The sequence below is a fragment of the Acinetobacter sp. GSS19 genome, from assembly GCF_028621895.1.
Taxonomy (GTDB): Bacteria; Pseudomonadota; Gammaproteobacteria; order Pseudomonadales; family Moraxellaceae; genus Acinetobacter.
This window is the reverse complement of the sequence record NZ_CP117520.1, coordinates 1,597,089-1,610,204: the sequence shown is the minus strand read 5'-3', so window position 1 is coordinate 1,610,204 and position 13,116 is coordinate 1,597,089. Positions and strand designations below refer to the sequence as shown.

Annotated in this window: 13 protein-coding genes; 3 read left to right on the top strand and 10 right to left on the bottom strand. The window is 44.1% G+C overall.

The annotated features are described in order from the left end of the window. The first annotated feature begins 180 nt into the window (after positions 1 to 180). Positions 181 to 1,596, top strand: coding sequence for a Si-specific NAD(P)(+) transhydrogenase (gene sthA, locus PGW99_RS07730; protein ID WP_273777079.1), 1,416 nt, complete (start codon positions 181 to 183; stop codon positions 1,594 to 1,596). A 145-nt stretch (positions 1,597 to 1,741) separates the two neighbouring features. Here sthA and PGW99_RS07725 read toward each other — a convergent pair whose 3' ends face one another. The 3 genes from PGW99_RS07725 to map all read right to left on the bottom strand — a co-directional run bounded on the left by PGW99_RS07725 (position 1,742) and on the right by map (position 4,055). After that, a complete protein-coding gene (locus PGW99_RS07725; protein WP_273777077.1) occupies positions 1,742 to 1,876 on the bottom strand; it encodes a hypothetical protein in 135 nt (44 codons plus the stop codon). Then, the gene (locus tag PGW99_RS07720) at positions 1,869 to 3,089 is read right to left on the bottom strand and encodes an MFS transporter (protein WP_273777076.1); all 1,221 of its coding nucleotides are present in this window, start codon (positions 3,087 to 3,089) and stop codon (positions 1,869 to 1,871) included. Before PGW99_RS07720 ends, PGW99_RS07725 begins: the two co-directional genes overlap by 8 nt. 135 nt (positions 3,090 to 3,224) lie before the next feature. Continuing rightward, on the bottom strand, positions 3,225 to 4,055 hold the full coding sequence (map, locus tag PGW99_RS07715) for a type I methionyl aminopeptidase (RefSeq protein ID WP_273777075.1): 831 nt from the start codon (positions 4,053 to 4,055) through the stop codon (positions 3,225 to 3,227). A gap of 206 nt (positions 4,056 to 4,261) precedes the next feature. Between map and rpsB the strand changes: the two genes are divergently transcribed. Together rpsB and tsf are read left to right on the top strand one after the other, a co-directional pair. Continuing rightward, entirely contained in the window at positions 4,262 to 5,008 is a 747-nt protein-coding gene (gene rpsB, locus PGW99_RS07710) for a 30S ribosomal protein S2 (RefSeq protein ID WP_273777073.1), read from the top strand. A gap of 140 nt (positions 5,009 to 5,148) precedes the next feature. Continuing rightward, positions 5,149 to 6,024: a translation elongation factor Ts gene (gene tsf, locus PGW99_RS07705; protein WP_273777071.1), complete on the top strand. Its 876-nt coding sequence runs from the start codon at positions 5,149 to 5,151 to the stop codon at positions 6,022 to 6,024. 604 nt (positions 6,025 to 6,628) lie between these two features. On the opposite strand, the gene PGW99_RS07700 is transcribed toward tsf, so the two are convergent. The 7 genes from PGW99_RS07700 to PGW99_RS07670 form a co-directional block, all read right to left on the bottom strand. Then, positions 6,629 to 7,240, bottom strand: a complete 612-nt coding sequence (locus tag PGW99_RS07700; RefSeq protein ID WP_273779469.1) for a septal ring lytic transglycosylase RlpA family protein — start codon at positions 7,238 to 7,240, stop codon at positions 6,629 to 6,631. 290 nt (positions 7,241 to 7,530) lie between these two features. Next, on the bottom strand, positions 7,531 to 8,496 hold the full coding sequence (gene mltB / locus PGW99_RS07695; protein ID WP_443098219.1) for a lytic murein transglycosylase B: 966 nt from the start codon (positions 8,494 to 8,496) through the stop codon (positions 7,531 to 7,533). A gap of 53 nt (positions 8,497 to 8,549) precedes the next feature. Further along, positions 8,550 to 9,692 carry a rod shape-determining protein RodA gene (rodA, locus tag PGW99_RS07690; RefSeq protein WP_273777068.1) on the bottom strand — a complete coding sequence of 381 codons (1,143 nt, stop codon included), beginning with the start codon at positions 9,690 to 9,692 and terminating at the stop codon, positions 8,550 to 8,552. A gap of 127 nt (positions 9,693 to 9,819) precedes the next feature. After that, entirely contained in the window at positions 9,820 to 10,470 is a 651-nt protein-coding gene (locus tag PGW99_RS07685; protein ID WP_273777066.1) for a hypothetical protein, read from the bottom strand. Between the two features lie 25 nt (positions 10,471 to 10,495). Beyond that, entirely contained in the window at positions 10,496 to 11,311 is an 816-nt protein-coding gene (gene queF, locus PGW99_RS07680) for an NADPH-dependent 7-cyano-7-deazaguanine reductase QueF (RefSeq protein WP_273777064.1), read from the bottom strand. Then, complete coding sequence (locus PGW99_RS07675) at positions 11,308 to 12,081, bottom strand: ABC transporter permease (RefSeq protein ID WP_273777062.1); 774 nt, start codon at positions 12,079 to 12,081, stop codon at positions 11,308 to 11,310. Before PGW99_RS07675 ends, queF begins: the two co-directional genes overlap by 4 nt. Continuing rightward, the gene (locus PGW99_RS07670) at positions 12,078 to 13,013 is read right to left on the bottom strand and encodes an ABC transporter ATP-binding protein (protein WP_273777060.1); all 936 of its coding nucleotides are present in this window, start codon (positions 13,011 to 13,013) and stop codon (positions 12,078 to 12,080) included. The genes PGW99_RS07675 and PGW99_RS07670 overlap by 4 nt, the downstream gene beginning before the upstream one ends. Positions 13,014 to 13,116: the final 103 nt, after the last annotated feature.

Sequence of the window (13,116 nt, the reverse complement as noted above, 5' to 3'; positions counted from 1 at the left end):
AGGATGTTTGGTAATATAGTTGTCATTATAACGGACGTCACCTGAAATGGGTTAAAATCATTATTCATTTAGAAAATGTGGCTATCACTGAATATATGGTTGTGAAATACGGCAGAAATCAGCATATTAGCTCACAATTGATTAAAAAATTAGTATATAGATTGGTGGAAGGAGCTTTGAATGCCACGTAAGAAAGAGGTCGTTAGTGGGAATTTCGTCAAGTATGACGCTGTAGTTCTCGGTTCAGGACCTGCCGGTGAAGGCGCTGCAATGAAGCTGGCGAAAGCGGGGAAGCGCGTTGCAATTGTCGATATGCGTGAGCAACTGGGAGGAAACTGTACCCATGTTGGAACCATCCCAAGTAAATCCTTGCGTCAAACCGTTTCGAGCATCCTTCGCTATCAACGTGATCCAATGTTCCAAAAAGTGGGCGAATGGAAGCATTTCACCATGAAACAGGTGTTGCGCCATGCTCACAAAGTGATTCAGCAACAGGTTGATACGCACTCGCGTTTTTATGACCGCAACCGCATCGATATTTATTACGGCCGTGCCTATATTCAGGATGCCAATACCGTTCTAGTGTTTAGTCCGGATGGTGTTAAGGAAACCCTGATTTTTAAACAGTTGGTGATTGCGACCGGTAGCCGTCCATATCATCCAGAGATTTTAGACTTTAATCATCCACGTGTATTCGATTCAGACAAGATTCTGGATCTTGATTACACCATCCAGAAAATCATTATTTATGGTGCTGGTGTTATTGGTTGTGAATATGCTTCGATCTTTATCGGTCTTGATCATAAAGTTGATCTGATCAATACCCAGCAAAAACTGTTGAGTTACCTCGATGATGAGATTGCGGATGCCTTGTCGTATCACTTGCGTGAGCAGGGCGTGTTGATCCGTCATAATGAACAGATCGACCATTTAGAAACTCATGATGATCATGTGGTCTTGCATTTGTTGAGTGGGAAGAAAATCAAGGCCGATGCGATTCTTTGGTGTAATGGCCGTTCAGGTAATACCGATGGCCTAGGCCTGGAAAATGTCGGTTTAACGCCAAATAGCCGTGGTCAGTTACATGTCAATGAGCAATACCAAACCGAAGTAGAACACATCTATGCTGCAGGTGATGTGATTGGCTGGCCATCGTTGGCTTCTGCTGCGTACGACCAAGGGCGTTGTGCGGGTGCCAATATGAGTGGTGAGAAAAATGTCAAACCGGTGACAGATATTCCAACTGGTATTTACACTATTCCAGAAATTTCTTCGATTGGTAAGACCGAGCAGCAATTAACGGAAGAAAAAGTCCCTTATGAAGTGGGGCAGTCTTCATTCCGTTATTTGGCACGTGCACAAATTACCGGGGATACCGTGGGTGAATTAAAGATCCTGTTCCATCGCGATACCTTGGAAGTTCTCGGAATTCACTGCTTCGGTAACAACGCTGCAGAGATTGTACATATTGGTCAGGCGGTGATGAACAGCTCGAACAATACCTTGAAATATTTCGTGGAAACGACCTTTAACTATCCGACAATGGCGGAAGCCTATCGTGTTGCGGCATTAAACGGGATGAATCGCCTGTTCTAATCGAAGCGATTGCGTTGAAAAAGCCCTTCTTCGGAGGGGCTTTTTTTCTGTGAGCTTAAAAGCGACGGTAAAGCGCGTAAAGATAAAGGTTGGTCAGTTTATTCGCGTTTTATGCGTTTGAGTTAGCGATAAAATTCAGCTCTGCTTAATGTGCACAAAAGGCCTGATTAAAGTAGTCAAACAGTTCCGGCGTGTTCCCCCAGAGTACTCCAGCCAAGGCAAAGCAGAAAACAATGGTCGTTAGTAACAAGAGCTTGAATAGCAGGCTTGAACTAGTCATGAACGATTTTCTCCTCATTGACAAAGAAATGTACTATCACCCCAAAAACACTCAGCACAATCGAAAAAAGCCAAACGGCATCATAATTACCGTAAACGTCGTGGTTCAGACCACCCAGCCAGCCGCCAAAAAAAGAACCAACCTGATGAGTGAAGAATACAATTCCGCTGAGCATCGTTAAATATTTTACGCCAAACATGCTTGCCACGATACCGTTGGTCAAAGGGACGGTCGACAGCCAGAGTAAGCCCATCATGATCCCAAAGGCATAAATGGTCCATAGACTTAACGGTAACATGAGAAAAGCAATAATCGCGAGGCCACGTAAACCATATAACCACATGAGCAGTTTGGCTTTAGGAAAATGGCCACCCAGCCAGCCGGCACCGTAAGTACCGAAAATATTAAACAGCCCGACCAGTGCCAGAAAAATAGTACCGGTAGTCGCATCAAAACCATGATCGATCAGATAACCGGGTAAATGCACGCCTAAAAACACCACCTGAAAACCACACACAAAAAAGCCAAGAGCCAGCCACCAGAAAGGTTTATGTTTGGCCGCGATGGACAGAATATCCTTAAAGCCCAAATTCGGAGGTGTCGTCTGGTGTGCATGAACAGATTGTGGTGCCTGATACATAGGAGCTTTCAACATCCAGGCAAGTGGCACAATCAAGGCAATCAGAATTGCACTCACCACCAGTGCTGCTGACCATCCCAAATTTTTGAGCAGTAGAAGTGTAGATGGCAACATAATGAACTGGCCAAAAGAGCCTGCTGCACTGGCAATTCCCATGGCTAAACTACGCTTTTCAGGATGCGCTGCCCGGCCCACGGCAGAGAGTAATACTGGAAACGAGGTGGCGGATAAAGCCAGTCCAAGAATTAAACCGAGACTTAAATTCAGTAACATTGCACTAGAGCTGACTGCCATTAGCAGCAAGCCGAGTGTATAGAGTGCTCCACCAACTGCAACCACGACTTTACTACCGTATTTGTCTGCAAAGGCACCCGTAATCGGCTGCACTGCCCCCCAGATCAGATTTTGCATGGCGATGGCCAAGCTAAAGACTTGATGTCCCCAGCCAAATTCGTGGCTCATCGGAACCAGGTACAGACCAAATGCATGACGTACGCCGAGAGAGAGGGCCAGAATAATGGCTGTTCCAATTAACATCACCACTAAAGGTTTGGAAAAACGAGTCTCTGACATAAGGCATCCGTAAGGTCAAAACGTGAAGGAGGGTGTCGGCAGTTTTACTTGATCTGGCTGTATTTTGGCAATCAACCCGACAGTAAAAATAAAAGGTTGCCAGAAGGCAACCTTATGTATTTCAGAGAGCACGACTTAAATCGTATTAAAACGTGATAAATCTTCATCTGGGCGAGCAGTCAGCACTTCAATCCCGGTTTTAGTCACCAGAATGGTATGTTCAAACTGTGCCGATAATTTATGGTCTTTGGTGACCACAGTCCATTTGTCTCCAAGCAACTTGGTTTGCCAAACACCGGCATTGACCATTGGTTCGATGGTAAAGGTCATGCCTTCTTCGAGAATCATGCCGGTATTCTGCTGGCCATAATGTAGGACTTGGGGTTCATCATGGAATGTCGTACCAATGCCATGGCCACAGTACTCACGAACCACACTGAAACGTTCTGATTCAACATATTTTTGAATCGCATTACCAATATCACCAATGGTTGAGCCCGGTCTGACGCTCGCCATACCACGATACATCGCTTCTTGGGCTACTTTACATAAACGCTCAGCTAAAATGGTGGTCTCCCCCCCGACGATGTACATCATGTTGGTATCACCATGATAGCCATCTTTAATGACGGTCACGTCAATATTCAGAATATCGCCTTTTTTCAGGATCTTGTTTTCTGATGGGATACCGTGGCACACCACATGGTTGACCGAAGTACAAATGGTATGCTGAAAAGCAGGGCGACCCGGTGCTGCACCATAGCCTAGGCAGGCTGGAATGGCCTCTTGTACATTGACAATATAGTCATGGCAGAGGCGGTCGAGTTCCAGCGTACTTACACCTGGCTGAACATGCGGTTTAATCATCTCCAGTACTTCCGCCGCCAGTCGTCCTGCAATACGCATTTTCTCAATTTCTTCAGGCGTTTTGATTAAACGGGCAGGGGCTTGATACGTACTATTCATGATCATCAAAAACTTTTGGTAATTTGTAAACGTCTATGGTATAAATAGCCGCCCATTTTATCAAATGCTTTTCATGAATTAATTACATGAACATTGGTAATGGGATAACAAAATCCGCACATATGTCGTCACATTCCTCTGGGTGCTCTTTTTAGAGTGGAGAATGCGGACATATGGAGGCCTAACCCAACTTTAAGGTAAAGAAAATGGCAGATTACAATGTAAGCATGCGCGACCTTCTTCAAGCAGGCGCGCACTTCGGTCACCAAACTCGTTTTTGGAACCCAAAAATGCGTCAATACATCTTTGGCGCGCGTAACAAAATTCACATCATCAACCTTGAGCACACTGTTCCAGCGTTAAATGATGCTTTGAACTTCGCTAACCAATTAGCAAGCAAAAAGAACAAAGTTTTGTTCGTTGGTACAAAACGTGCTGCTTCTGCAATCATCCGTGAACAAGCTCAACGTGCAGGTCAACCATACGTTGATCACCGTTGGTTAGGTGGTATGTTGACGAACTGGAAAACTCTTCGTCAATCAATCAACCGTTTAAAAGATCTTCAAACTCAATCTACTGACGGTACTTTCGCTAAACTCACTAAACGTGAAGCTTTAGAGCGTACTCGTGAGATGGAAAAACTTGAACGTGCTTTAGGCGGCGTGAAAAACATGGGTGGTTTACCTGACGCATTGTTCGTAATCGACGTTGACCACGAAGCGATTGCGATCAAAGAAGCGAAAAACTTGGGTATTCCTGTAATCGGTATCGTTGATACAAACTCTAACCCAGACAACGTTGATTACGTTATTCCGGGTAACGACGATGCGATCCGTGCAGTAACGCTTTACGCTTCAGCTATGGCTGATGCGATTCTTGCTGGTAAAGAATACGCTCAAACTCAAGCGAACGCTCAAGCAAAAGGCGAAGAAGCTCCTGCTTCTGAGGCTTAATGCGTTTTGACGCAGGCTTGTCATTTTTGCGACATGTAATGGTGGCAAATTAAAGCGTCGATAAAGCAAACGGCCCAGAGATTACTTTGGGCCGTTTTTGTTGAATAGATTCATTTTTCTACCGACTTTAGGAGATCAACATGACTGCAGTTACTGCGAGCATGGTAAAAGAATTACGTGACCGTACTGGTCTTGCAATGATGGAATGCAAAAAAGCTTTAACAGAAGCGAATGGTGACATTGAACTTGCAATCGACAACCTTCGTAAGTCTGGTCAAGCAAAAGCTGCTAAAAAAGCAGGTAACATCGCTGCTGACGGCGCGATCACAATTGCTCAAGAAGGCAATAAAGCGATCCTTCTAGAAGTAAACTGTCAAACTGACTTCGTTGCTAAAGACGAAAACTTTGCTGGTTTCTCTGCGAAAGTTGCTGCGGTTGCTTTAGCTGCAAACGAAACTGATGCTGCTAAAATTGCTGAATTGAAACTTGAAGATGGTCAAACTGTTGAAGAAGCTCGTATCGCGCTTGTTCAAAAAATTGGTGAAAACATCCAGGTTCGTCGTGCGCAAATCGTTGAAGGCGAAAACTTGGCTGTTTACAAACACGGTTTGAAAATCGGTGTTGTTGTTGCTTACACAGGTGATGCGGACACTGGTAAAGGCATCGCAATGCACGTTGCTGCATTCAACCCGGTTGCCGTTACTGCTGAACAAGTTCCTGCTGAATTGGTTGCTAAAGAGAAAGAAATTGCTGAAGCTAAAGCAATTGAATCTGGCAAACCAGCCAATATCGTTGAGAAAATGGTATCTGGTTCAGTTGAGAAATACTTGAACGAAGTGGTTCTTGAGCGTCAAATGTACGTGATTGACAATGACAAGAAAGTTGCTGACGTATTGAAAGCAACAGGTACAACTGTTGCTAACTTCGTTCGTTTCGAAGTGGGTGAAGGTATCGAGAAAAAAGCAGAACTTTCTTTCGCTGAAGAAGTTGCTGCTGCTCAAGCTGCTGCAAAATAATTTTTGCATCTTCTTTAAAAAAAGCCCCGTTTGGGGCTTTTTTTATGGTCTATTTTTATCGTATCCGAATTGAATCTTCAGTCTCTTTCAATTGGGTTCAAAAATAGCCTCATTTTTGCTGAGTTTTGCCCTGAAATAATCGATAAAACCGTTTTTACCGAATAAATAATTCGATGATGTGTTGTATTTGCGCATAGGAAGCGATTTTTAGCATGTTTTCTTTGCTGGGTGTAGGGAAGGTTGTGCAAAAGGATTTTATCGAGCTTAGAGCGCAATTGAGCGCTAATAAATCAATTTTACTTTTATAGATTTTAGATAGGTTAATTTTGCACGTCTTAAAGCGGGATTTTTCGGTGGAAAACCACACAAAAATAGGCGGAAGTCACTGCGTTTTTGTTGATCCCTGACATAAGCCTAAAATGGGCAGATCAAATGACAGGTTCAAGATGAGTAACCATATCTCATTCATGCATGAATTTGGCGACTCTACGCTTCAGATAAACGGATTAAAACCATCTAGAAAAATCACAGCATTTAAAAATGGAAAAAGCCACAACAGTGGCTTTTCGAGTCAAATGCAAATGTCTAGGAGTGAGTACTTAAATTAAGAATTTGGCCCCTCAACGCGCTCGATACTCACTTTTGCTGTACCAGCGTTGGTAATTCCTAAGCGTTTTGCCGCACCGTAAGACAAGTCGAGTACACGGTTACCATGGAATGGGCCACGGTCGTTAACTTTTACGACAACACTTTTACCATTCGTTTTGTTGGTGACACGAATGTAACAGTTGAGTGGTAGGCTACGGTGCGCAGCAGTCAACTCATTCATATCGAAAGTTTCACCATTCGCCGTTTTACGGCCATGAAACTGACGACCATACCAAGATGCCATACCAGTCTGGCTGAATTTACGTACGGTATTTGAGGCAACGGTATTTAACTTTTCAATGACTGAAGGTTCTTCTTCAGGAATTTCAATTTTACTGGCAATAGTTTGGCGACGGATTTGGTCACCTGAACGTTCAGTGATAGACAGTGTATTTAAATTAGAGAAGTGAGCGTTAAATTTTTGAGAATCTTTACTCAAGATACGAGCTGCTAAACTCGAGTTTTCTGCATCATTATTAAAAGATGAAGATTGCACCATTTCAGCATGCGATTGAGCTACAGTTAGTCCAATCGCGGCGGTCAGGATATATTTCAGTGTAGAATGCATCATAAAACTCCTAGTGACATTTTGCTCGTTTCAACTGAGTGAAGCGGTTGAAATTAAAGCGAACCTGTCTGTAAATTCACTTTGCAACTGCATTTGACGGTAGGGGATAATATTCATGCTTGTGCTGAGGTGTCTAGTGTTTCCTCTAAAATTAATATGAAAATGCTGTAATATTAACAATAGTTGATCAAATAATAATCAATATTGTAACAAATGGTGTGAAATGCTGTTTTTGTCAGCAAAAAATGGATAAAAAATATTGACTTTTTGTATTTATAAGAAAACCGACCTTAACGGTCGGCGATTTCTGTGCCTAATTGCCACACGGCGGTCGCATACATTCGGCTCTTATTATAGGTGGTGATGACCTGAAAGTTCGGGTAGGTTAAGTAATACGCAGGGCCATAAGACTCTTGTAATTGAATGACATTCACCATATCCAAATCATCTATTTTGACAATCGGATTGAGTGGAGAAATACCCTGATTTTTTAGTGCACCATAGGGTGTAGGTTGGGTTAAATCTGAGGAAATAATACTTTGAGGGTCACGACCCGTATAACGAGCTAAAAAGCCAATCGGCTGATTGCGCTGCCAACCCTGTTGTGCCAGATAATTGGCAATTGAACCGATGGCATCAATTGCAGAGTTGCGTAGGTCGATATGCCCATTGCCATCGTAATCCACACCAAATTTGCTGATATTGCTTGGCATAAATTGTGGATAGCCGATCGCACCGGCATAAGAACCGAGAATACTTTCTGTTGGATAGCCTTCTTTGGTACTCCAGGCAATCAGTGCACCTAGTTCATCACTAAAGTAAGCGGCACGACGTGGGTAACCAAAAGCCAGCGTTGCCAGAGCATCTCGGGTGCGAAAAGAGCCTTTATTGCTGCCAAAACCGGTTTCCACCCCTAAAATGCCTAAAATGATGGATTGTGGCACACCGAATTGTTGTTCGGCACGATTTAAGGTGTCGGCATACAGACGTTTGAAGTTCACCCCTTTTTGGATGGTGCTTTCAGACAAAAAATTGCTTTTATATTCATACCAAGGTTTGCTTTCACCCGGCCGATTCATAATGTTAATAATATTTGGTAAATTTTGTGTGCCATTCATGGCCTGATCAATCTGTTCACTGCTCAGGCCATAGGTTTGTATGGTTTTTTGTTTAAAGCTGAGGTAATCCGGATGATTGTAAAAATCGTTGGCATGGCTCAATGTTGTTACGGTTAGACAGCCTCCTAATATCGCCATCTGCTTTAATTTTTTAAAAATACCAAGATCCAACATTATTTATGATTTTCCTATTATCGATGCGTATGGATAGACATCACCAGACCAAAGGTGGCCATGAGTGTGATAATGGCGGTACCCCCATAACTCATAAAGGGTAAGGGCACACCAACAACCGGTAAAATACCACTGACCATACCAGCATTGACAAACACGTAAACAAAAAACGACAAACCCAGTGAACCGGCGAGCAAGCGGCCGTAGTTGTGGAAACAGTTTAGCCCGATCTGAAAGGTACGGAAGATAATCGCGCAATACAGTGCGATCAGAATCATCACGCCCAATAGGCCGAATTCTTCCGAATAGGCTGCGATCACGAAATCGGTATGGCCTTCGGGTAAGAAGTGTAGATGTGATTGAGTACCTTCAAGATAACCTTTGCCGGAAAATCCACCTGAGCCAATTGCTGTTTTGGACTGAATAATGTTCCAGCCGGTACCCAGTGCATCAGCTTCCGGATCGAGCAGAGTTAAAACCCGTTGTCGCTGGTAATCGTGCAGTAAAAACTCCCAAGCAATGGGAATAATGATCCCGAGTCCTGCTGCTGCCGCGCCAATCATTTTCCAGGACAAGCCACTTAGAAACAGAACAAACATCCCACTGGCTAAAATCAGCAACGAGGTACCCAAATCGGGCTGTTCAGCAATCAATAAAAACGGTATACCAGTCAAGACTAAAGAAATCAAAACATTCGACAGGCTTGGTGGTAGAGGCTTGCGTGATAAAAACCAGGCAATCATCATGGGCATGCCGACTTTCATGAATTCACTGGGCTGTACACTGCCAAAACCGGGAATGTCAATCCAGCGTTGTGCACCCATCCGGACTTCACCAAACACCATTACGGCGATCAGAGACAAGACCCCAAACACATAGAAATAAGGTGAAAAGGCCTGATAGACCTTGGGAGGAATCTGGGCGAGGGTAAACATCACCGTGAAGCCGATACCGAAGCTCATGGCCTGCTTGGAAACCAGGCCTACATCCTGAGCAGAAGCACTATAAAGGACAGTCAATCCCAACATGGCATTCAGCACCAGAAACAGGCATAACCAAGGGTCAATATGCAGGCGTTGCCAACGTGAGGGCAACATTGCTGTACTCAAGCCATCACGAGGTGCTTGGCGGAGGAATTTGTATTGAGAACTCGGAGACATGGGGCTTAAAACGTGGGTCGGTCGATGCTGAGCGCATGCTAACATAAACCCAGTTGGACACAATGTATATCAATATTTTGCAATAAAAAAACCTAGCCGAGGCTAGGTTTCCGATTGGCAAGACCGCTTAGTGAAAAAACAGACTGTCATGGTATTTCGCTAGGGCAATTAATTCATCTTTGTTCATGTTGGGAATGAGCTTATCAATTGCGATATTGACGGCTTTGCTAACCCCAGCGGCTCCAAGATCTGCCGCTTTACGTTTAATCATGCCCAAGTCAAGCGTCTTGGTAAAGTCTGACATAAAATGACGAACCGCTTCATCGGCAAACTGTTTATACAGCTCGGCCAAGGCAGCTTTATTTACACCACGTCCGGCCTGAATTTCAGCAAAACTGTGCTTCAAGTTCGTGACCAGACCAGCATCAAGCGGCTGGCCGACTTTATATTGACCTTGTGGGTCTTGTAACAGGCTATGTTCGGAGAAGGCAATTGATTGTTGCACCACCGTATTATCTGCTTTACTCAGCAGCTGTTTGAGTAAAACAGCAACTGTTGATTTGACATAACCGGCCAATTTCTCTGCAACTTCTGTTTTTTCACTGCGCGGTAAATTGCGGACCAATCCGGTCAACAGTGCATCAATAATTTCTTCATTGATTTGCAGGGCAATTTTGTCACGTAGTGGATACAACGGTTCTTTCGATTTCTTTTTTTCGATAATGGTCTGAATGTCATTTAACAATGCTTCAGATGGCGTAAAACCAAAAAATGCCATGGAGCAAAACCTCAATATTCTCGTTTTATTGTCGTGCCAAGCGGATTGGGTTGGGTAACCAGCTCAGATCCGATACCCGACATGGGTTGATATCTAAACCACCACGGCGGGTATAAGTGGCGTAGACCATCAGTTTTTGCGGTTGCAGCGTCTGCCATAGATCGGCAAACATTTGTTCTACACACTGCTCATGAAAACCATTATGCTGACGGTAGGAAATAATATAGGCCAAGATGCTGGAATAACAAGGTTTTTTACCTTGATAACGAATAAATACTGTGCCCCAGTCAGGTTGACCTGTGACCGGACAATTACTGCGTAATAAATGGGAGTACAGTTGTACATCTTCGACTGATGTTGTCTGAGCATCCCACTGTAGCAAACTGGCATCCGGATGCTGACTCAGTTGCGTCGGTGTGAAATCATCTAGGCAGATACCTTGCGGTTTGGCAATCTCCAGTTCATCAACATGAAATAAGCTTAATGTGACTGCTGCACCCGCAGCCTGTGATAAATCCTGCTGTACCGTTGCGATCAGACTTTCGCGTGATGCAAACTGATGGAAATTCAGGCTGTTGAAGTACAGTTTTAAGGATTTAGATTCAATCAGGTTAGGGGATGACGCCGGCAGCTCCAGACGTCCAATCGCCACCTGTGGAATACCTGCCTGATTCAGCCATGACATTTCAAATACATGCCACCAGTCTTTGCCGTTGGCAATACCCGGAACATCCGCATAGTGCTGACGTGCTTGTGCACGCGCAATCGGAAACAGAATATCGGGTTGATATTGTGTTGGGTAATCGGTGTCTTTACCCAAAAGAGACAGTTCTACACTCATTCACGCATTCCTGAGCCATGAGAAAGTAAATAGTAGGCCACGCCATATAAAGCAGCACAGCATAGCGTAATGACGATCAGTGATAAGGAAACATTCACATCACTGTGGCCTAAAATGCCGAAACGGAAGGCATTGACCATATAAACGATTGGATTGATCAGTGACAGGTTTTGCCAGAATGGACTCAAGGCACTGATGGCGTAGAAAACACCGCCCAAATACGTCAAAGGGGTCAGGACGAAGGTCGGGATAATCGAAATGTCATCAAAAGACTTGGCATAAACCGCATTAATAAAGCCACCGATTGAAAACAGCAGGGAAGTGATCAGCACGGTATAAATGGTGACAAACCAGTTTTGGATTGACAGTTCAGTAAAGAACAGGCTCATGATGGTGACAATCAGACCCACCAATGCACCTCGGCAGACGCCACCAATCACATAGCCCCATAAAATCAGGTGCAGGGGCACCGGGCTCATGATTAGCTCTTCAATACTTTTCTGGAACTTGGCACTAAAGAAACTGCTGGACACGTTGGCATAACTGTTGGTAATTACTGCCATCATGATCAGGCCGGGTACAATAAACTGCATATAGCTATAGCCACCCATGGTACCAATACGTGAACCGACCAAATTACCGAAAATAACAAAGTACAGGCTCATGGTAATGGCAGGCGGTAATAAGGTCTGTGGCCAGATCCGCATAAAGCGGCGGATTTCTTTACGAACCAGAGTGCCTAATGCTGTTTGTAATTGACTGAAATTCATGCCGAAGTTCCTTCCAGATTTTTCTCCACCATTTTCACAAACAGTTCTTCGAGACGGTTGGATTTGTTACGCATACTACGTACCTGAATATTCTGAGCTTCGAGTAACTGGAACAGTTCATTCATACTATGGGCTTTGTCCATGGTAACTTCGAGCGTGACCGGATCAAGCAGATTGAATTTCACCCCGATAATATTCAGTTGTGGGGTTTCAATCGGCGCAGCCAAATCAAAAATGAATGATTCCTCAGTGAGTTGATTCAGGAAATTTTTCATGCTGGTGTCTTCTTTAATCACTCCACGATCAATGATCGCAATGCGACGACACAGCATTTCCGCTTCTTCCAGATAATGTGTGGTCAGGATGATTGAAGTTCCTTGTTCGTTCATCTCGGTCAGAAAGTCCCACATCGAACGGCGTAATTCAATATCGACGCCAGCTGTTGGCTCATCCAGAATCAGTAGCTTGGGTTCATGCATCATGGCACGTGCGATCATCAGGCGCCGTTTCATTCCTCCCGACAGCATACGGGCTTGAATATTACGCTTTTCCCATAAACCGAGCTTTTCCAGATAATGTTCAGCACGTTGTTCGGCAATCTTTTTCGGAATACCGTAATAACCGGCTTGAGTCACTAGAATATCAAAGGTTTTTTCAAAATGACCGAAGTTGAATTCCTGAGGTACAACCCCGAGGCATTGCTTGGCTTGTGAAGGATGGGTATCCAGATTATGCCCAAAGATTTCAACGGTTCCAGAAGTCTTCTTCGTGAGCGAACTGATGATGCTGATCGTTGTTGATTTGCCGGCACCATTCGGCCCCAGAAGCGCGTAGAATTCGCCCTCAGGCACGGTTAAGTTAATGCCTTTTAAAGCCTGAAAACCATTTCGATAAGTCTTGCACAAATCCCTTAGCGTCAATGCATCCGTCATGAATTTCTCACATGGTCAATGGAAAGGGTATTTTGAGCGATCTGGGCCAATAAACCAAGTCACTCGCATGGAATTCTGAAAATGGAAAAAACGATCTTCAGGA

Bases quoted from the DNA above. Each gene is read 5' to 3' on its own strand.
- PGW99_RS07670 (WP_273777060.1), bottom strand. From the start codon at position 13,013: ATGACGGATGCATTGACGCTAAGGGATTTGTGCAAGACTTATCGAAAT.
- rodA (WP_273777068.1), bottom strand. From the start codon at position 9,692: ATGTCTCCGAGTTCTCAATACAAATTCCTCCGCCAAGCACCTCGTGAT.
- map (WP_273777075.1), bottom strand. From the start codon at position 4,055: ATGAATAGTACGTATCAAGCCCCTGCCCGTTTAATCAAAACGCCTGAA.
- tsf (WP_273777071.1), top strand. From the start codon at position 5,149: ATGACTGCAGTTACTGCGAGCATGGTAAAAGAATTACGTGACCGTACT.
- PGW99_RS07685 (WP_273777066.1), bottom strand. From the start codon at position 10,470: ATGGCATTTTTTGGTTTTACGCCATCTGAAGCATTGTTAAATGACATT.
- sthA (WP_273777079.1), top strand. From the start codon at position 181: ATGCCACGTAAGAAAGAGGTCGTTAGTGGGAATTTCGTCAAGTATGAC.
- PGW99_RS07700 (WP_273779469.1), bottom strand. From the start codon at position 7,240: ATGCATTCTACACTGAAATATATCCTGACCGCCGCGATTGGACTAACT.
- queF (WP_273777064.1), bottom strand. From the start codon at position 11,311: ATGAGTGTAGAACTGTCTCTTTTGGGTAAAGACACCGATTACCCAACA.
- mltB (WP_443098219.1), bottom strand. From the start codon at position 8,496: ATGGCGATATTAGGAGGCTGTCTAACCGTAACAACATTGAGCCATGCC.
- PGW99_RS07725 (WP_273777077.1), bottom strand. From the start codon at position 1,876: ATGACTAGTTCAAGCCTGCTATTCAAGCTCTTGTTACTAACGACCATT.
- PGW99_RS07720 (WP_273777076.1), bottom strand. From the start codon at position 3,089: ATGTCAGAGACTCGTTTTTCCAAACCTTTAGTGGTGATGTTAATTGGA.
- rpsB (WP_273777073.1), top strand. From the start codon at position 4,262: ATGGCAGATTACAATGTAAGCATGCGCGACCTTCTTCAAGCAGGCGCG.
- PGW99_RS07675 (WP_273777062.1), bottom strand. From the start codon at position 12,081: ATGAATTTCAGTCAATTACAAACAGCATTAGGCACTCTGGTTCGTAAA.